The 19,917-nt window shown below is 70.7% G+C and carries 12 protein-coding genes, 1 pseudogene and 2 riboswitches; of the genes and pseudogenes, 7 read left to right on the top strand and 6 right to left on the bottom strand.

The genetic code is table 11. The features are described from left to right. Positions 1–441 precede the first annotated feature (441 nt). From G4G93_RS09955 to G4G93_RS09945, 3 genes and pseudogenes are all read left to right on the top strand, one after another. The gene (locus tag G4G93_RS09955; RefSeq protein WP_246736674.1) at positions 442–2,607 is read left to right on the top strand and encodes a CHASE domain-containing protein; all 2,166 of its coding nucleotides are present in this window, start codon (positions 442–444) and stop codon (positions 2,605–2,607) included. Positions 2,608–2,927: 320 nt separating this feature from the next. Beyond that, positions 2,928–3,515: pseudogene (locus tag G4G93_RS09950) on the top strand (SDR family oxidoreductase); the annotation flags it as partial. 22 nt (positions 3,516–3,537) lie between these two features. Beyond that, positions 3,538–5,028, top strand: coding sequence for a ribulokinase (locus tag G4G93_RS09945; protein ID WP_165083619.1), 1,491 nt, complete (start codon positions 3,538–3,540; stop codon positions 5,026–5,028). A gap of 470 nt (positions 5,029–5,498) precedes the next feature. Here the strand turns inward: G4G93_RS09945 and G4G93_RS09940 are convergent, their stop codons facing one another. After that, a complete protein-coding gene (locus G4G93_RS09940) occupies positions 5,499–8,621 on the bottom strand; it encodes a PAS domain-containing protein (protein ID WP_165083617.1) in 3,123 nt (1,040 codons plus the stop codon). A 630-nt stretch (positions 8,622–9,251) separates the two neighbouring features. Here G4G93_RS09940 and G4G93_RS09935 point away from each other — a divergent pair. Beyond that, on the top strand, positions 9,252–10,469 hold the full coding sequence (locus G4G93_RS09935) for a CoA transferase (protein WP_165083615.1): 1,218 nt from the start codon (positions 9,252–9,254) through the stop codon (positions 10,467–10,469). Between the two features lie 252 nt (positions 10,470–10,721). Then, positions 10,722–12,104 (top strand): aspartate aminotransferase family protein, encoded by a 1,383-nt coding sequence (locus tag G4G93_RS09930; RefSeq protein WP_165083613.1) that lies wholly within the window; start codon positions 10,722–10,724, stop codon positions 12,102–12,104. Between the two features lie 323 nt (positions 12,105–12,427). Here the strand turns inward: G4G93_RS09930 and G4G93_RS09925 are convergent, their stop codons facing one another. The 5 genes from G4G93_RS09925 to G4G93_RS09905 are packed head-to-tail and all read right to left on the bottom strand — an operon-like array spanning position 12,428 to position 16,114. Continuing rightward, positions 12,428–13,204, bottom strand: a complete 777-nt coding sequence (locus tag G4G93_RS09925) for a UTRA domain-containing protein (RefSeq protein WP_165083611.1) — start codon at positions 13,202–13,204, stop codon at positions 12,428–12,430. Further along, complete coding sequence (locus G4G93_RS09920; protein WP_165083609.1) at positions 13,201–14,007, bottom strand: amino acid ABC transporter ATP-binding protein; 807 nt, start codon at positions 14,005–14,007, stop codon at positions 13,201–13,203. Before G4G93_RS09920 ends, G4G93_RS09925 begins: the two co-directional genes overlap by 4 nt. Continuing rightward, entirely contained in the window at positions 14,004–14,666 is a 663-nt protein-coding gene (locus G4G93_RS09915; RefSeq protein ID WP_165083607.1) for an amino acid ABC transporter permease, read from the bottom strand. Before G4G93_RS09915 ends, G4G93_RS09920 begins: the two co-directional genes overlap by 4 nt. After that, a complete protein-coding gene (locus G4G93_RS09910) occupies positions 14,663–15,307 on the bottom strand; it encodes an amino acid ABC transporter permease (RefSeq protein ID WP_165083605.1) in 645 nt (214 codons plus the stop codon). Before G4G93_RS09910 ends, G4G93_RS09915 begins: the two co-directional genes overlap by 4 nt. 24 nt (positions 15,308–15,331) lie before the next feature. Continuing rightward, complete coding sequence (locus G4G93_RS09905) at positions 15,332–16,114, bottom strand: transporter substrate-binding domain-containing protein (protein ID WP_246736672.1); 783 nt, start codon at positions 16,112–16,114, stop codon at positions 15,332–15,334. 735 nt (positions 16,115–16,849) lie between these two features. Next, positions 16,850–16,947: riboswitch (glycine riboswitch) on the top strand. 3 nt (positions 16,948–16,950) lie between these two features. After that, positions 16,951–17,043, top strand: a riboswitch (glycine riboswitch). A gap of 60 nt (positions 17,044–17,103) precedes the next feature. Here G4G93_RS09905 and G4G93_RS09900 point away from each other — a divergent pair. Beyond that, on the top strand, positions 17,104–18,375 hold the full coding sequence (locus G4G93_RS09900; RefSeq protein WP_165083601.1) for a D-amino acid dehydrogenase: 1,272 nt from the start codon (positions 17,104–17,106) through the stop codon (positions 18,373–18,375). Positions 18,376–18,518: 143 nt separating this feature from the next. After that, the gene (locus tag G4G93_RS09895) at positions 18,519–19,874 is read left to right on the top strand and encodes an MFS transporter (RefSeq protein ID WP_165083599.1); all 1,356 of its coding nucleotides are present in this window, start codon (positions 18,519–18,521) and stop codon (positions 19,872–19,874) included. Positions 19,875–19,917 lie beyond the last annotated feature (43 nt).

Genomic DNA, 19,917 nt, shown 5'->3' with positions numbered 1-19,917 from the left:
CGATGCCGCCGGCCGGAGCATTGTCCGACGAAGTGGATACCGGTTCGTCGAAGAGAATGCGGCAAAATCGAAAACCCGGACCGCCGTCCGACCGCGACGCGATCGGGCGGCGTTCCGGGCCGGATGGCCGCCCCGGTCGCGGGGAACCCGTCCCGAAAAGCCTGTCGACGGTTCGCGGCGCTCGGCCGGATCCGGCTCGCGAAACTGCCCCTATGACGCCATCATGCGCCCGCATGCCACCGCCGGACCGGCCCGGCAGGCCGCTCCATCCGTCTGGTCTTTCCGTTGCACGAACTTCCCCCACCGCAGGCCCCTGTAGAGACGACGGCGCCCCCGATCCCGCCGGCGCCGCGGGCGGCACGCTGGATCCCGCACCTGATCCTGGCGGCGGGCCTGCTCGCGACGGGGTTCAGCACCGCCCTGATCTGGCGGTCGGCGGAGATGCGCGACCGCCTGACCTTCCTGCACGCCACCGACATCGAGCTGCGCACGGTCGAGGACCAGTTCCGCACCTACACCGCCCTGCTGCGCGGCGGCGCCGGATTGTTCGCCGCCCACGCCGACACCGTCACGCTGGCGCAGTTCCGGGCCTACGTGCAGCGGATCGAGTTCCAGACCCTCTATCCCGGCTTCCTCGGCATCGGCTTCACCCCGGCCGTCCCGGCCTCCGAGCGTGAGCGTTTCGCCGAGAGGGCGCAGACCCTGGGCGTGCCGGGATTCCGCGTGCGCCCGCCGAGCGACAACCCGCTGCTCAGCCCGGTCCTGTTCGCCGAGCCGCCGAACGCGCGCAACCAAGCCGCCATCGGCTACGACGTGATGTCCGATCCCGTCCGGCGCGACATGGTCGAGCGCGCCCGCGACACCGGCCTGCCGGCCGCCTCGGCGCGGATCCAACTCGTGCAGGAGATCGACGCCAACAAGCAGGCCGGATTCCTCGTCGCCATGCCGGTCTATGCCGGCGGGACGGTGCCCGCCGAGGTCGAGGAGCGGCGGCGGCGGTATCTCGGCTTCGTCTTCGGCGCCTTCCGGGCCGACGACCTGTTCAACAGCATCGTGGCGGCCGAGGCCGAGGAGGATGCGGCGTTCGCCATCTACGACGGCGCGCCGGGGCCGGCGACGCTGCTGCACCGGTCGGCGCGGGATCCGGCTGCGGTGGCCGGCCGGCTCACCCGCGAGGCGACGATCGAACTGGGCGGCCGCACCTGGACGGTGGCGTTCGAGCAGCGCCTCTCCCCGCGGCGCGCCTCGGCGCTGCCGGAGATCGGGCTCGTCTGCGGCGGCGGCCTGCTGGCGACCGCCCTGTTGGGCTTCGCGGCGTTCCGGCAGCGGCGCACGCAGGACGAGATCCGCCGCCTCAACGCCTCGCTGGAAGCGCGGGTCGAGGACCGGACGCGGGACCTGCGGGACGCGGCCGAGAGCCTGCGGCAAGCCGGCGAGGAACGCGCCCGCATGGAGGAGGTGCTGCGCCAGTCGCAGAAGATGGAGGCCGTGGGCCAGCTCACCGGCGGCCTCGCTCACGACTTCAACAACCTGCTCGCCGGCATCTCGGGCTCTCTGGAGCTGATCGAGACCCGCATCGGCCAGGGCCGGTCCAAGGACGTCGCTAAGTACATCGCCGCCGCGCAGGGAGCCTCGAAGCGGGCCGCGGCGCTGACCCATCGGCTTCTCGCCTTCTCGCGCCGCCAGACGCTGGCGCCCAAGGCCGTCGACGTGAACCGGCTCGTCGACGGGATGCTCGACCTGATCCAGCGCACCGTCGGACCGGGGATCGATGTGCGGCATGCCGGAGCGGACGATCTCTGGCCGGCGCTGGTCGACCCCTCGCAGCTCGAGAACGCGCTCCTGAACCTGTGCATCAACGCCCGGGACGCCATGCCCGACGGCGGCCGGGTCGTCATCGAGACGGGCAACCGCTGGATCGACCGCCGGCAGGCCGAGGCTCTGGACATGCCGGAGGGGCAGTACCTGTCGCTGTGCGTCACCGACACCGGCACCGGCATGCCCCCGGAGGTCGTCGCCCGGGCGTTCGACCCGTTCTTCACGACCAAGCCCCTGGGGGCGGGCACGGGCCTCGGCCTGTCGATGATCTACGGCTTCGCCAAGCAGTCGGGGGGACAGGTCCGGATCACCTCCGAGGTCGGCGCCGGCACGATGGTGTGCCTCTACCTGCCGCGGCATCGCGGCGAGGCGGAAGACGACGGGCTCGACCCCGAGAAGCGCCCGATGGCCCAGGCCGAGGCCGGCGAGACGGTGCTGATCGTCGACGACGAGCCGACCGTGCGCATGCTGGTGACCGACGTGCTGAGCGATCTCGGCTACACCGCCATCGAGGCCGCCGACGGGGCGGGGGGCCTGAGGGTACTCCAGTCGGATGCGCGCATCGACCTGCTGGTGACCGATGTCGGCCTGCCCGGCGGCATGAACGGGCGCCAGCTGGCCGATGCCGCCCGGGTCGCCCGGCCGGACCTGAAGGTGCTGTTCATCACCGGCTTCGCCGAGACCGCCCTCGTCACCGACGGCCGGCTCGAACCCGGCATGGCGGTGCTGACGAAGCCCTTCGCGGTGGAGGCCCTGGCGGCCCGCATCCGCGCGATGATCGCGCCGTGAGCGCGGAGGCCCGCCGGTCCGCGGAACCCGGACGGGATGCCGGCGGGACGCGGGATGCCTGCAGGCGGCACGGAGCGCCCCGGGGGAGAAGACGCCGATGATCCACCGGGGGTCCGGTGGCAGCAAATGCCCGGTCAAGCATTCGAGTATTTTTCGGCATCGAAATTTTTGTTTTTGGAAGTATCGACTGAAAAAACAATTCTATAATATTTTGACATTCGCGAAGCTCTTTGGCAATCTGACTGTCGAATTATCATGATAATATATTGGAATATTGCACATTAATTGCGAAGCTATAATGGTAAATTCTGCGTATTACGATAGATCTTGATGCGCCGAGGCCGATGCTGAGCATCGAGAGCGTCACCAAGGCCTATCGCGTCGTCCCGACCGGCCGGGACGAGGCAAGGCTCAACGCGGCCTGCGCCGAGTTCGGGCAAGGTGCCATTCCCTCGTCGACGTGGCCGACCCGGCAAGCGTCGCCGGGATGCCGGACGGGACCCTGGCGGCGGCCGGCGGGCTCGACATCTTCCACGCCGATGCGGAATCCTATATCGGCGGCGGCGTGCGCGACGGCGATCCCGCTGCCTGGGACCGGATGCTGAACCTCGACGTCACCGCTCTCTTCCGGTCGATCCACGCCGTGCTGCCGCCCATGGTTGCGCAGGGAAGGGGAGACATCGTGGTGACGGGTTCGGTCGCCGGTCTGATGCCGACTCCGGGAGCCGATCTACACCGCCTCGAAGCACGCGGTGCAGGCCTTAGGCCCCACGCTCCGGCGCCCGGTGGCCAAGCACGGCATCCGCGTCGGCGCGGTGGTGCCGGGCGAGGTCGCCGCCGCCATGCTGTTCATGCCGACGCGGCCGCGCACCGTCACCGTGTGCGACCTCGTCATCCTGCCCCAGACCTCGATCCGTAGGGAGAAGCCCCATGAGCGTCGTCATCGGTCTCGACGGGGGGACGGAGGGGATCCGGGCCGGGGTGTTCGACCTCTCCGGCCGGCCGCTCGCCTTCGCGGCCCGGTCCTACCCCACCGCCTTCCCGCGGCCGTCCTGGGCCGAGCAGGACCCGCAGGCCTGGTGGGAGGCGGCCGGTCTCGCGGTGCGCGAGGCGGTGCGGAAGGCCGGCATCGATCCCCGGGACGTCTCGGCGATCTCTGCCGACACCACCAACTGCTCCGTCGTGGCGCTGGACCGCGACGGCGTCCCGGTGCGCCCGGCCCTGATCTGGATGGATGTGCGCGCCGCCGAGGAGGCGGCCCTGGTGCTCGCCACCGGCGACCCGGCACTGATCCTCAATTCCGCCGGCGCGGGGCCGGTCTCGGCCGAGTGGATGATCCCGAAGGCACTCTGGCTCGCCCGGCACGAGCGCGAGCATTTCGACCGCGCCGCGACGATCTGCGAGTACCAGGACTACATGAACCTGCGGATGACCGGGCGGCGCGCCGCCTCGATCACCAACGCGGCGATCCGCTGGCACTACCGGGCGCGGGAGGGCGGCTACGCCCGCAGCCTGGTCGAGAGCCTCGGCATCCCGGAACTCCTCGGGAAGTGGCCGGCCGACGTGCTGCCGCTCGGCGAGGTCGTGGGCGGGCTCACCCCCGAGGCCGCCGCGCATTTCGGCCTGCCGGTGGGGCTCCCCGTGGCGCAGGGCGGCTCGGACGCCGAGGTGGCGATGATCGGGCTCGGCGTCACCGCGCCGGGCAAGCTCGCCTTCATCACCGGCTCGTCGCACCTGCATCTCGGGCTCTCGGCCGAACCGTTCCACGGAAGCGGCATCTGGGGCACCTATGCCGACGCGGTGATCCCGGGCCTGCACGTCGTCGAGGGCGGGCAGACCTCCACCGGCTCGGTCGTCAACTGGCTGCGCGGGATCGTCGGCAGCGACTGGTCCTACGATGCGCTCAACGCCGAGGCCGCCGCCCTGCCGCCGGGCTCGGACGGCCTCCTGGTGCAGGACCATTTCCAGGGCAACCGGACGCCGCATACCGACGCCGCGTCGCGCGGGGCGATCACCGGGCTGACCCTGGCGCACGGCCGCGCCCACCTGTTCCGCGCCGCGATGGAGGGCGTCGCCTTCGGCACCGAGCTGATCTTCGAGACGATGTGGGACGGCGGCTACCGGCCCGACGAGATCGTCATCTGCGGCGGCGCGACCCGCTCGGACCTCTGGATGCAGATCCACGCCGACGTCTGCGGCCGGGCCCTGACCGTGACCCGGGTGGCGGAGGCGCCGGCTCTGGGCAGCGCCATCCTGGCGGCGGTGGCGGCCGGCCACTACGCCTCGATCCGGGAGGCCGCCGCCGCGATGGTGGCGGTGGAGCGCCGCATCGAGCCGGATCCGGCGGCCCACGCACAGTACCGGCCGATCTACGAGCGCTACAAGAAGGCCTATCACGCCCTGGCGAGCATCCGCGGCTGAGCACCGCGTCGTGCCGGCATCGGACAGTTCTCGAGCGTTGTTCACCGAGGCCGATGCCGGTTCATCGCGGGACAGGCGGGGCGATCAATGAGCTGAAGCGTCTTCGGGTTGCAACGCCACGATGCATAAAACCGGCATCTGTGAAACTGGGAGGCACGAGGGTTCTCGTAAGCCACTTCCCTGTCCCGGACGACTGGAACGACGTGAAAGGAGATCCGGGATCCGGCACAAGACGTCGCGAAGCGGCCGCCTGTCTGCCACGGTGCAGCATTCAGAGCCGCTTTGCGGCACGTCTCTCCTCGATCCCGGACCTTCTTCCGCTGGCGCTTCAGTCGTTCGGGAAAGGGGGTGGCTTACGACAAGCCGCTCGCCGCCGGCAGGCCCATCCGCCAGCGTCGTGTATCGTGCTGCAACGCGGTCGGGCCGTGCTTTGGTGAGCGAAGCGCCACAGCCGGCCGCGATCCGGGTCGTTACCCCGCGACCTGGAGGCCGAGTTCCGTCGGGACGGGACGCGAGACGCTGCGGACCGTCCCGCAGGCCGGGCGTGAACCCAGCGCCTGATGCAGGATGCGGCCGAGCTGCTCGGCCGAGTAGGGCTTGTGCAGGAGCTCGAATCCGTGCGCGTCCGACTGGGCGAGCACGTGGCTGTAGCCCGATGTCAGCACCACGGGCAGGTGCGGCGCGCGCTTGTGCAACTCGCGGGCGAGGGCGACGCCGCCCATGCCCGGCATCACCACGTCGGAGAACACCAGGTCGAACCGGTTCCCGTCGCGGCCGAGCTCCGCCAGCGCCTCCTCGGCATTGGCGGCCCAGACCGGGCGATAGCCGAGATCCTCCAGGATCTGCGTCGCGAACTGGCCGACGCCGACATTGTCCTCGACCACCAGGATCCGCTGGCCGGTCCCGAGCGGCGCGAGGCCATCGTCCTGCGGCCGCTCGGCGATCGCCTGCTCGTCGGCGACCATCTCCGGCAGGTAGAGCGTGAAGGTGGTGCCCTGCCCGGGGGTGCTGCGCACGTCGACGTCGCCGCCCGATTGCTTGGCGAAGCCGAAGACCTGGGACAGTCCGAGGCCCGTGCCCTTGCCGACCTCCTTGGTGGTGAAGAACGGTTCGAAGATCCGGCCGACCTGCTCCGCCGGAATGCCCGTGCCGGTATCGATCAGCGCCACGGCCGCGAAGCGGTTCTGGGAACCGGCATGGCCACGGATCGGGGGCAGCGCCGCGCCGCAGGACACGCGCAGGGTCAGCGTGCCCTCGCCGTCCATGGCGTCGCGGGCATTGACCGCCATGTTGACGAGCGCGGTCTCGAACTGGCTCAGATCCGCCCGGATGAGGCAGGGCCAGGCCGGGACCTCGGTGACGACGCGCACCCGCGCGCCGGTCAGGGTGTCGAGCATGTCGGCGATGCCCCGCACCTTCTGGCCCACGTCGAAGACCTCCGGCTTGAGGGCCTGGCGACGGGCGAAGGCCAGCAGCTGGCCGGTGAGCTTGGCGGCGCGCTCGACGGTCTCCGACACCGCGTCGAGGTAGCGGCGCTTGCGCACCTCCGGCAGGTCGGGCCGGCGCAGGAAGTCGACCGAGGAGCGGATGATGGTGAGCAGGTTGTTGAAGTCGTGCGCCACCCCGCCGGTGAGCTGGCCGACCGCCTCGAGCTTCTGCGACTGGCGCAGGGCGTCTTGCGCCTGGGCCAGCTCGGCCTGGCCGCGCAGCCGCTCGGTCACGTCCATCACGAACTGGTAGCAGCCGGTGCGCTCGCCCTCCGCGTTGCGCAAGGTGCGGAAGCTGATCTCGTAGCACGGGCGGGCGCGGTTCGCGTCGCCGTACTCCTCCACCAGGGTGACCTCCTCGCCGGCGAGGCCCCGGCCCCAGCCGGCCCGCACCTGGGCCTGGTGCTCGGGCTGGTCGGCGAGCAGGGCGAGCATGTTGTCGCCGACCGCGGGCCGCACACCGTAGATGCGCTCGAACTCGTCGGCATTCGCCTTGTTGATGGCCAGGATGGTGTAGTCGAGGTCGGCCGCCATCACCATGATGTCGGTGCGCTCGATGATGGTGGCGAACAGGTTGCGCTCCGCCGTGCGCTCGAAGACCTGCTGCTCCAGGGTCTCGTTGAGTTCCTGCAGGCGGCGCTCGCTCTCGGCCAGGCGCTGCTCGGCCTCCTTGCGCTGGCTCAGGTCCGCCGTCACGACCAGCAGGTTCTTGAGCTGGCCGTCGGCGTCGTCGAGGCGCTTGATGCTGCTATGGGCCCAGATCGCCGTGCCGTCGGCACGCCGGTAGCGCTTGTCGAGCGAGACGCTGCGTCCGGTCCCGATCGCCTCCGCGACCGCCGCCAGGCTCGGCCGGTGATCGTCGGGGTCGGTGACGGCGGCGAGGTCGAGCTGCAGCAGGTCGTCCGCGGATCGTCCGAGGATGCGGCACAATTCGGTGTTCACCCGCAGGAAGCGGCCGTCGGCGCTCACCTCCGACAGGCCGATCGAGGCGCCGGCGAAGATCGCCGCCAGATGCTCCTCGCTCTCGCTCAGCGCCGTCTCGGCACGGCCCCGCTCGATCGCCGCCTTGACCCGCTCGCCCACCTCCCGGATCAGGTTCTCCTCGGCCCGGGTCCAGGCGCGCGCGGTCGCGCTCTGCACGGCGAGCAGGCCGACCCACTGCTCCTCGCGGAACAGGATGATGTCGACGAAGGCGGCGACCTGCCGCGAGGCCAGGCCGGTTCGCGCCTCGTCGCTGAACCGCGGATCCGCCGCCACGTTCTCGACCGCGACGACCGCGCCGTCGCGGTAGGCGGCCAGCAGGTCCGGGCCGAACGCCGCGAGCGAGTGCCTGCCCACGATCGACTCGACGCCCCGGGCGTAGTCGCGCTCGACCGTCATCAGGCTGCCGCCGATCTCGGCGTAGAAGACGCGGCTCGCATGGACCCGCTCCCCGAGCCGCCGGGCGGCGACCTCGGCGATGTCCGCCGGCGAGGTCAGCGGCCGCAGCGCGTCGCTGAGGTCCAGCAGGAAGGATTGCCGCTCCTCGTTGTCGTGCAGCAGCGCTTCCGCCTCGCGCCGGCCGCGCGCGAAGAGCGCCTCGCCCGGGGTCTCGATGCAGGCGCCCGAGAGGCCCTCGACGCGCCCGGCCGCATCGCGGACCGGCGCGTAGAAGAGCGAGAACCGCGTCTCCGCCCGGCCCGCCCCTTGGTGCTTTGTCCCTTGGTGCTTCGTCTCTTGCCCGCTCCCCCGGCTCAGGACGTGCACGGCGTCGTCGGTATGGACCGGGCTGCCGGACGCGGCCTGCTCGACGAGGGGGCCGAGCTCGGCCCTCAGCTCGGACCAGACCTCGAGATAGTCGCGCCCGAGGGCCGCCGGATGCCGGTCGCCGAGGAGTCCGGCGTAGAGATCGTTGTAGAGGAGCGTCCGCTCGGGCCCCCAGATCAGGAACGTCGGCTGGTGCGAGCCGAGCATCACGCCGACGAGCGTCGTCAGCGCGGGCGGCCAGGTCGCGGGATCGCCGAGCGGCGAGGCGCCCCACGCGTGCTCGCGGATGAGCGCGCCCATCGTGCCGTCGTCGGCGAGGAAGGCCGGGACGTAGAGGTTGGCGTCAGATCTGCCGTGCATGACGTCCTGTCCCTGCCTCACCGGCTGCTTGCGGCGCCCCCGGTCGACCGGGCGCCCCCCGGCCGAGCCGGTCCCGCCCGTCGCACGAACGGCCAAGGATCCGCGAACGGCCAAGGAACCATGAGCGCCACCTCTTTGACTTTTCGGTGATCACTCGGGAGGCCTCGGGCGGATCGGGACCGGCCGTTGGGGAAGGAGTCGAGCGCGTGCCGGCTCCGCTTGCCTCAGCGGTCTCATAGGCAGACGCGGCTGTCAAAGCGATCGTCGCGGAAAACCGGGTCTTGCGGCGCCTGTTTCCGAGGGCCGGCCGATGGTGACGGTCGCCGGCTATTCGGGATTTGCCCTTGATTTCGTTCTTGAATTTTCGCCGGACGCAAGGTCCCGGACTTCCGGGCGCAGCATCGAATGGACGGTGGCGACGATCTGCGCCTGCGGAATCCCCCTCCCGGCGGACCGGGCGAAGCCCTCGTCGACGGTGAACCGGCCGGTGGGACGATCCCGGTGCCACGTGCCGATGAACGCGCCGGCACTCCTCCGGTCTTTACCGCAGCATCTCCGTCCGTAAGCTCGGGCCGGCCGAAGCTAGGGCGAATGGCATCGCCCGGGGCGGCGAGGCGCGGGGAGGCGGGCATGGTCAAGATCTTGGCGGGTTTGCGCATCGTCGAGGGCTCGGCCTTCGTGGCCGCCCCCCTGGCCGGCATGACGCTCGCGCAGATGGGCGCGGACGTGATCCGATTCGACCGCATCCGCGGCGGGCTCGACCATGCGCGCTGGCCGGTGACCGACCAGGGCCGCAGCCTGTTCTGGGCCGGGTTGAACAAGGGGAAGCGCAGCCTCGCGGTCGACGTGGCCACGCCCCGCGGCCAGGAGGTGGTGACCCGCCTCATCTGCCAGCCCGGCGAGGGCAACGGCATCTTCCTCACCAACCTGCGCGTACGCGGCTGGATGGATTACGACGCGCTCCGCAAGCACCGCGAGGACCTCATCATGATGTCGGTCACCGGCGACCGCCACGGCGGGCCGCAGGTGGACTACACGGTCAACCCCGCGGTGGGCTTTCCCGGCGCCACCGGGGCGGAGGGCTCGTCCGAGCCGGTCGGGCACGTGCTGCCGGCCTGGGACTGCATCACCGGCCAGCAGGCCGCCCTCGGCATCCTGGCGGCCGAACGCCACCGCCGCCTTACCGGCCGCGGCCAGGTGGTCGAGCTGGCGCTCAAGGACATGGCGCTCGCCATGCTGGGCAATCTCGGCATCATCGGCGAGGTGACGGTCAACGGCGTCGACCGTCCCAAGGTCGGCAATGCGCTCTACGGCGCCTACGCCCAGGACTTCACCTGCCGGGACGGCGAGCGGGTGATGGTGGTGGCCCTGACGCAGCGGCAATGGGACACCCTGCAGGCGGCGACCGGCACCAAGGCGGAGATGGATGCGCTCGCCGCCCGGCTCGGCGCCGACCTGCAGCGCGAGGGCGAACGGTACCTCCACCGCCACGACATCACGGCGGTTCTGGCCCCCTTCTTCGCGAGCCGGCGGCTCGATGAGTTCGCCGGGGATTTCCAGGCCCGGAGCGTCACCTGGTCCCGCTACCGCTCCTTCCGCCAGGTCGTCGAGGAGGATCCCGATTGCTCGACCGACAATCCGATGTTCTCGAACCTGGAGCACCCGGGAATCGGCGCCTACCTGACGCCCGGCAGCCCCGTCGCCTTCTCGGACGCGGCGCGCGTGCCGCCGGTGCGGGCGCCGAGCCTGGGGGAGAACACCGACGAGATCCTGGCCGAGATCGGCTACAGCGACACCGAGGTCGCCCGTTTGCACGACGACGGCGTGGTGGCCGGACCGCGCCCGTGACGGCCGGGCTCGGGCCTCGGGAATCCGGCGCCTGCGACCCCGTCGCCGGTTGGATCCATGCGCCGAGCGAGCCGGCCTCCATCTCGCTCACCATCCTGCGGGCGGTGTGCGAGCCGGCGGCCCTCTGACGGTCGCTGGCGGCCGCGAGCCCGCGGACGCTCGCGCCGCGCCCGTCCGGTGCGCGGCGAGGGCAGCGCCCGGCGCCCCGACCAGATACAATGCGACGGTCCTGCCCGTTGCCAGAGGCGCCCGATGAACGACATGCACCGCACCAACGACCTGCGCCACGTCATCGAGGCCGACCGGGCCCATGTCTGGCATCACCTCTCGCAGCACAAAGGCTACGAGACCGCCGATCCGCGGGTGATGGTCGAGGGGAAGGGGATGCGCGTCTGGGACGCGACCGGCCGCGACTACCTCGATGCGGTCTCCGGCGGCGTCTGGACCGTCAATGTCGGCTACGGCCGCACCAGCATCGCCGACGCGGTGCGCGACCAGCTGGTCAAGCTCAATTACTTCGCGGGCTCGGCCGGCTCGATCCCGGCGGCCCTGTTCTCCGAGCGGCTGATCGCCAAGATGCCGGGCATGACCCGGGTCTACTATTCCAACTCGGGGTCGGAGGCGAACGAGAAGGTGTTCAAGATGGTGCGCCAGATCGCGCACCGGCACCATGGCGGACGCAAGTGGAAGATCCTCTACCGCGAGCGCGACTATCACGGCACCACGATCGGGGCGCTGGCGGCGGCCGGCCAGGACCAGCGGCGCGCCCATTACGGCCCGTTCCCCGACGGCTTCGTGGCGGTGCCCCACTGCCTCGAATATCGCAGCCAGTGGGGACAGGTGGAGAATTACGGCGAGAGGGCCGCCGACGCGATCGAGGCGGTGATCCTGCGCGAGGGGCCCGACAGCATCGGGGCGATCTGCCTCGAACCCGTCACCGCCGGCGGCGGCGTCATTCCCCCGCCCGCGGGCTACTGGGAGAAGGTGCAGGACATCTGCCGCCGGCATGGAATCCTGATCCACATCGATGAGGTGGTCTGCGGCATGGGCCGCACCGGCGCGTGGTTCGGCTACCAGAATTACGGCGTGCAGCCCGATTTCGTCACCATGGCGAAGGGCGTGGCCTCGGGCTACGCGGCGATCGCCTGTACGACGACGACGGAGGCGGTGTTCTCGCTGTTCAAGGACGATCCGTCCGACCCGATGTCCTATTTTCGCGACATCTCGACCTTCGGCGGCTGCGTCGCCGGCCCGGCCGCGGCGCTCGAGAACATGCGGATCATCGAGGACGAGGCCCTGCTCGAGAACACGGCGGCGATGGGCGAGCGGCTGATGGCGGGACTCCACGACCTCGCCGGGCGCCACGCCGTCATCGGCGACGTGCGCGGCAAGGGCCTGTTCTGCGGCGCGGAACTCGTCGCCGACCGGTCGACGAAGGAGCCGATGGACGAGCGCCGCGTCCAGGCCGTGGTCGCCGACTGCATGGCGAACGGCGTCATCATCGGCGCCACCAACCGCTCGCTCGACGGGTTCAACAACACCCTCTGCCTGAGCCCGGCGCTGATCGCGACCCCGGACGACATCGACCGGATCGTCGAGGCGATCGACGCTGCGCTGAGCCGGGTCTTCGGCTGAGCGGATTTTTCACCCGTCCTCATCCCGGGGCCGCCAAAGGGCGCCGGGATCCAGGGGAGACGTGCCGCGAAGCGGCTTCTGTATGCTGGATCCCGGACCGCCTTCCGCTTCGTTCCAGTCGTCCGGGGCGGGGGAAAGGCCGGCGAGAACCCGTCAGCGAACCAGGAAGTGGGCGGCGATGCCGGGCTTCGGGACGGCCGTGGCCGACTCTTGCCGCCGGCTCGGATGCCGCCGAGGGCCTGGTCGCGGGGCGGCCGCAGCCGGTCGGCGCGGCCGACGACTCGGCGCCGCGCGCCGGGCCAAGGGAGCCGGACGGGCGGGTTTCACCCCCGGGAGGGTCCGCCGCCGGCATCCGGGCCGAAATTCGCCACGAGCTGGTGCTCGCTGCCGGGATAGAGCAGCCGGACGCCGGTGACCCAGTCCCCGGCGGCCTGGGTGCGCCGGACGATTTCCAGGCAGGCCTCGCCGACCTCGAGCTCGAGCAGCTTGGCCTCGGCCGCGGTCGCGTTCACCGCCCGGACGCGGTGGCTCGCCACGCTCCAGGGCACGGCCCCGAGCAGCCAGGCGCCGGGCGCGAGGTCGGCGAAATCCTGCTCCTTCGCGCCCTCGGCGGCGTCGGGATTGATGAGGCGGGTCTCGAAGCAGAACGGGTGGTCGTCCGCCAGGTGCAAGCCCTGCAGCCACAGCACCTCCCTGCTCCCGGGCGCGTCGCCGAGGAGCAGCGCGTCCTCCTCCCGGCCCGGCCGGGCGCGGCGCGCGAGCAGGTGGAAGCGGTGGGCCCGGCCCGAGCGGCGCACCTCGTCGCGGATGTCGGCGATCGCCACCACGGCGGATTCGGCGCGCGGCTGCGCGACCTGCGTGCCGCTCTTCTTGCGCCGGACGAGGAAGCCCTCGCGCGCCAGCTGGCCGAGCGCCTTGTTCATGGTCATGCGCGACACGCCGTAGCGCTCGGCGAGGTCGGTCTCGACCGGGAGCTGGAAACCCGGCGGCCAGCGCCCGTCGACGATGAACGACCGGATGTCCTCGACAATGTGGTCGTGCCGGGTCGCCCCCTTGCGGAGGCCGGCCGGAGGGGAACCGGGTTGGGCGGGGGCGCTCACGCGGGCTTCAGCAACATGGCCGCCCCGCGGTCGAGGTAGGTTTCGAGGAACTGGGTCAGGCGCGGATGGCGCGGCGCGGCGAACAGCTCGGCCGGCGTGCCGTTCAGGAGGACGCGCCCGTGATCCAGGAAGACGATGCGCTGGCCGACGGTCGCGGCGAATCCGATCTCGTGCGTGACGACCACCATCGTCATGCCCTCGCCGCCGAGATCGCGCATCACGTTCAGCACCTCGCCGGTCAGCTCGGGATCGAGCGAGGCGGTCGGCTCGTCGAACAGCAGGATCTCCGGCTCGAGCGCGAGAGCGCGGGCGATCGCGACGCGCTGCTGCTGGCCGCCGGACAATTCGGACGGGTAGTGCCGGGCCCGCGCCTCGAGCCCGACGCGGCGCAGCTGCGCCATGCCGCGGGCATCGGCCTCCTGGCGCGACAGGCCCTTCACGGTGACCAGCGCCTCGGTGACGTTGCCGAGCGCCGTCATGTGCGGCCACAGGTTGAACTGCTGGAACACCATGCCGATGCCCGACCGCACCTTGCGGATGCGCTGCGGCGGGAGGCGGACGCGCCGTCCGGCCGCCTGCTCCTCGAAGCCGAGCGGCTGGCCGTCGATCAGGATGGTGCCGCTCGTCGCCTCCTCCAGGAACGCGATGCAGCGCAGCAGGGTCGACTTGCCCGATCCCGACGGGCCGATCAGGCAGGTGGTCGCGCCGCGGGCGATCTCGAGGTCGATGCCGTGCAGGACCTCGGTTCGGCCGTAGCTCTTCGACAGGCGGCGGATGGCGATGGCGGGGGCGGGGAGCGTCATGCGAACCTGAACTTCGAGAGCCGGGTTTCGAGCGCCCGGCCGGCCCGGCCGCAGGCCTCGACCAAGCCCCAGTAGATGACGGCGAGCAGGAAGAGCGATTCCACGAAGGCGTATTGCTGCGAGCCCAGCGCGCTGATGACCGCCGTCGCCTCGGGCACCGCGATGATCGACAGGACGGCCGTCTCCTTGACCAGGATCACCGCCATGTTCACGCATTGCGGCAGGACCAGCATGGTCATCTCGGGGATGAGGATGCGCCGGACGATCTGGGCCTGGCTCAAGCCCACGCATTGCGCCGCCTCGACATGGCCCCGCGGCACGGCGAGAAAGCCCGCCCGGAAGATCTCGGAGAAGTAGGCCGCGGCGTAGAGGCTCAGGCCCAGGAGACCGGCCGGCACCGGATCGAGGCTGAGCCCGATGAAGGGACCGCCGAAATAGAGCAGGAAGATCTGGATCAGGAAGGGCGTGCCCCGCAGCACCTCGACGGCGAGCCGCAAGGCGAGGCCGAGCGGCCGCGGCCCGAAATGCCGGAACGCCGCGACGACGAAGCCGAGCGCGATGCCCAGGGCGGTCGCCGCCACCCAGATGCCGAGCGTGACCTTGAGCCCGGACAGGATCGCCGGCAGCGCCGCGAGGATGACCGATCCGTCGAAGCTCATGCGAGCCGCCCCCGGCGTAGCGCGCGCTCGGCCAGGCTGCCGCCGGCCGCCACGACCCAGTTGATCGCCAGGTACAGGCCGCCGGCGACCGAGTAGAAGAGCAGCGGCTCGTAGGTCGAGGCGGCGAGGTTCTGTGCCGTGCGCGTCAGCTCGATGACCCCGACCACCGAGATCAGCGACGACGCCTTCAGGATCAGGATCGCCTCGTTGACGAGAGCCGGGACGGTGAGACGCAGGGCGATCGGGGCGCGGATGCGGCGGAAATGCTGCCAGGGCGACAGGCCCGCCATGTCGGCAGCCTCGAGCAGGCCGCGCGGCACGCTGAGGAAGCCGCCGCGCAGGTTCTCGGCCTGGTAGGCGGCGGTGCAGAGCGACAGGCCGATCAGCGCCGCCACGACGCTCGGCACCGCGATGCCGATCGCCGGCAGCAGGTTGTAGATCAGCAGGAGCTGGACGAGGAGCGGCACGCCGCGGAAGAAGCTCACGAACAGGCTCGCCGGCCAGCGCAGCCACGGCCGCGGCGAGAGCTTGGCCGCGCAGACCAGGATGCCGATCAGGAGGCCGATCGCGATCGACGCGACGCTGATGACGACCGTGTACCCGGCCGCCTTCAGCATCAGTTCGAACAGCCGGACGGTCATCGCGCTCTCACGGTCGCGGCCGCGTCAGAAGCTCGGCTCCGGCGCCACGTCCGGCGTGTCGAAGGCGGTGCCGAACCACTTCTCCTGCAGCTTCTTCATGCGGCCGTCGGCCTTGATCTTCACCAGCGCCGCCTGCACGGCGTCGAGCAGCGGCTGATCGTCCGGCTTCTTGGTGCCGATATAGCCGAAATAGCTCTTCTGGCCGAAGGGCGGCTTGACGACCGCGAAGACGTTCGGCTGCTTCGAGGCGACGTAGGCGATGTTCGGCAGCGAGTTCGCCACGGCGGCGATGCGCCCCGCCGCCAGATCGGCATAGGCCTCGTTGAAGCCGGGATATTCGCGCGTCTCGACCGGCTTGGGCAGCGTCGCGCTGTAGGTCTTCAGCTGGGCGAGCTGCGCCGTCGCCTTGCCGGCGCCGACGGTCTTGCCGGCGATGTCCTGGGGCGCCTTGATCGTGTCGTCCTTCGCGCGCCGCAGGACGGCGACGGTCGCCTCGGCGACCGGCGACAGGAACCGGTAGCGCTCCATCCGCGCCTTGGTGATGGTGGCGGGCCCCGCCACCATGTTGAACTGCCCGGCCTCGAGCGCCGGCAGCACGCCGTCCCAGGGCAGCTCGACCCACTGGATCTTGACGCCGAGTTCCTTGCCGACTTCCGCGAAGGTATCGACGTTGAAGCCGGCATGCTCACCGGCGGCGTCGATGAAATCGAACGGCGCGAACGCCGTCTCGGTCCCGACCTTCAGGGTACCCGCCGCCTTGACGCGCGCCAGGGCGTCCTGAGCGTGCGCCATCCCCGGCAGGGTCATCGCCAGGCCGAGCCCGAGGGTGATCTGTACGAAGAAACGCTTGTTCATGCAGGTCTCCCAAGAGATAAGCCGGCGGATCAAGGCAGGACGGAGTAAACGGGGCGGCTGACGGTCGCCGATCGGGATTATGATTAGACATATCGTCGCCATTCCGGATCGGATGTCAATCGTTGGGCAGGTCCCGGCCTGAGAAAAAATCAGGCAATCCGCACCGCTTTCCGCCTCATTCCGGCGCGTTCCCGCCGATGGATTCCGGGTTCGGCTGCGCGGGACCGCCTGGCAACCGTTGCGGCAGGGGATCCGGGGCGATCGCACGGGAGCGACGATGCGTCCGCGGGGCCGAGCCTCCGCCGGCCTGCCCGATATTTGCGCAGCCGGGGAGCGGGAAGCGCCGCGCAGGCGTGACTCCTGGCGGATTCATTCCTCGCAGGAATGGTATCGTTCCCGATCGGTCTTGGACGGCGGCGGGCCGGCCATCCAGACTGCACCCGGACGGCATTGCACGCCGGATTGCCGGACAGGCCTGTCCCGGTGGTGGCCATTGCCGTCGTCGTCCGGTCGATGATGTGCCCGTCCTGCCCCAAGGCACGGGATTTTCAGCTTGCGTTGATCGATAAGCTGATCTCGCCGGTCGGGAGTCTGTATTGTTCTTCATTGATCCATCCCTGAATCGGATCTTTCTTCAAACGAAGCTTGACGGATGCGGTCGGTGCGGATACGGGTATCGACGTCCACGACGACGATGCGGGAGAGATCGGGGGGCTTCGCGCTACCCCGACGCCGACGGAGCAACCGCCCCGGAAACTCTCAGGCAAACGGACCGTATCGTCAGGACGCTCTGGAGAGAGGCGGCTGAAACAGGCCGTCCACCGAAGGGGATGTCTGCCTGCGCCAGCGGGCGGATGACGCTCTCAGGTACCGTGACAGAGGGGGCGCATGGGCGGGGTCACCCCGCCTTCGGTCGCCCTCGTTCACGGAAAGCCTGATCCATGTCCCACATTGCCGTCATCGGCGCCGGCATCACCGGCGTGACCACCGCCTATGCGCTCATGCAGCGCGGCTACGACGTGACGGTCCTCGACCGCCACCGCTACGCCGGCATGGAGACCTCGTTCGCCAATGGCGGCCAGCTCTCGGTCAGCAACGCCGAGGTCTGGAACAAGACGGCGACCATCCTCCAGGGCCTCAAGTGGATGATGCGGCGCGACGCGCCGCTGCTCGTCAACCCGAAGCCGAGCTGGCACAAGTATTCCTGGATGGCCGAGTTCATCGGCCAGATCCGGCATTACGAGGCCAACACGGTCGAGACGGTGCGCCTGGCGCTCGCCGCCCGCGAGCAGATGTTCGCCATGGCCGAGCGGGAGAACATCGACTTCAACCTGGAGCAGCGCGGCATCCTGCACTTCTACCGGGACCGGCCCGGGTTCGAGAAGGCGCTCGCGGTCAACGCCCTGCTGCGCAAGGGCGGGCTCGCCCGCGATGCGGTCACGCCCGAGGAGATCCGGCGGATCGAGCCGACCCTGCAGGGCTCGTATCACGGCGGCTTCTTCACGCCCTCGGATTCGACCGGCGACATCCACAAGTTCACCCGCGGCCTCGCCGAGGCCTGCGCCCGGCGCGGCGTGCGGTTCCGCTACGACGCCGCGATCGAGGCGATCGAGCCGGCGGGCGGGGGCTGGCGCCTCCGCTGGCGGCCGGCGGCGCGCGACGACGGCGCCGCGGCGATCCCCCGGCCGGAGCTGCTCGACGTCGACGGGGTGGTGATTTGCGCCGGCTGCGCCAGCCGCGATCTCGCCGCCGCGCTCGGCGACCGCCTGAACATCTATCCCGTGAAGGGCTACTCGATCACCGTGCAGCTGCACACGCCCGAGAGCCAGGAGGCGGCGCCGCAGGTCAGCATCCTGGACGACGCGACGAAGATCGTGACGAGCCGCCTCGGGCCGGACCGGTTCCGCGTCGCCGGCACCGCCGAGTTCAACGGGTTCAACCGCGACATCCGGCACGACCGGATCGAGCCCCTGGTGCGCTGGACGCGGGAGCAGTTCCCGCGCGTGGCGACCGACCGGGTGGTGGCCTGGAGCGGCCTGCGGCCGATGATGCCCGGCATGCTGCCGCGGGTGGGGCCGGGCCGGCAGCGGGGCATCTTCTACAATACCGGGCACGGGCATCTCGGCTGGACCCTGTCGGCCGCGACGGCGCAGATCGCCGCCGACGCGGTCGAGGGCGGCCTCCCGGTCGAGGGGCGCCGGCTCGCCGCCTGATCCCGCGCGCCCGGCGCGGGCCGCTCCGTCGCGAGACGGCCGCGGCACGGCCCATCGCGGGCCGTGCCGCGGATCGAGACAACATCGGGAAATAAAGACCTGATTTACAAAATATAGAGCCGCGACGCGGCCGGAGGAACGCCATGAATACAGCCATCGAGACGGCCGTGACCACGGCCGGACCCGCGCCGCTGCCCGATGCCGGCCTGCGGCATGCCGCGCTCCCCGCCCCGGACGACGCCGCGCGCCGGCGCGGCGTCGCCGCCGCGGTGGTCGGCAACACCCTCGAATTCTACGACTTCACCACCTACGCCTTCTTCGCCGTCACGATCGGCCGCACCTTCTTCCCGGCCGGCGACGCCTGGCTCAGCCTGCTCGCCTCGGTGGCGACCTTCGGGGTCGGCTTCGTCACCCGGCCGATCGGCGGCGTGTTCATCGGCGCCTATGCCGACCGCGCCGGGCGCAAGCCCGCCATGATGCTCACCATCGGCCTGATGGCGGTCGGCATGCTGATGCTGGCGCTGACGCCCGGCTTTGCCACGATCGGCATCGCCGCCCCGATCCTGATCGTGATCGGGCGCCTGATCCAGGGATTCGCGCTCGGCGGCGAGGTCGGCCCCTCGACGGCCTACCTCATCGAGAGCGCGCCACCCGTCAAGCGCGGCCTCTATGCCAGCTGGCAGCTGGCGAGCCAGGGCATCGCGACCCTCGCAGCCGGCACCATCGGCCTCGCCCTGTCCCTGGCGCTGACTCCTGAACAGATGCAGGACTGGGGCTGGCGCGTCCCGTTCCTCATCGGCCTCCTCATCATCCCGGTCGGGTTCTACATCCGCCGCGCCATGCCGGAGACCGCCGGCGAGTGCGCCGGTCAGGCGGAGGCCACCACCGGCGCGGTGCTCTCCCGGCTGCTGCGCGACCACGGCGGCACGCTGGCGCTGATGGTGCCGATCCTGCTCTGCGGCACGGTCTCGACCTATGTCGGCAACTACATGACCACCTACGCGATCACCACGCTGAAGCTGCCGGCGAGCCTGTCGATCGCCGCGACGGCGGTGGTCGGGGTGTGCGTCCTCGTCTTCTCGCTGCTGGCCGGGCGCCTCGCCGACGCCTACGGCCGGCGGCTGGTGATGATCGTGCCGCGGGTCCTGCTGCTGTTTTCCGCCTACCCGGCCTTCTTGGTGATGACGCAGCATCCCGGCCCCGCCACCCTGCTCGGCGTCTCGGCCCTGATCGCGACGCTCGGCGCGATGAGCGGCGCGGCGAGCCTGGTGGCGATCCCCGAACTTCTGCCGCGCAGCGTGCGCAGCGCCGGCCTGTCGGTGGCCTACGCCTTCGTCGTCACCGTGTTCGGCGGCACGACGCAGCTCGTCGTCACCTGGCTGATCGGCGTCACCGGCGATCCCCTCGCGCCCGCCTGGTACGTCATCGCGACGAGCCTCGTCGGCGTCGCCACGATGCTGGCCACGCCCGAGACGCGGGGCGAGGCGCTCTCGGCCTAAGCGGATGAAGCATCGGCAGGCCGACGCTTCATCCGCTTGGGTT

Source organism: Methylobacterium sp. DB0501 (assembly GCF_011043735.1).
Lineage (GTDB): Bacteria > Pseudomonadota > Alphaproteobacteria > Rhizobiales > Beijerinckiaceae > Methylobacterium > Methylobacterium alsaeris.
The sequence above is the reverse complement of the archived record's forward strand: the minus strand, read 5'-3'. Positions and strand labels throughout refer to the sequence as shown.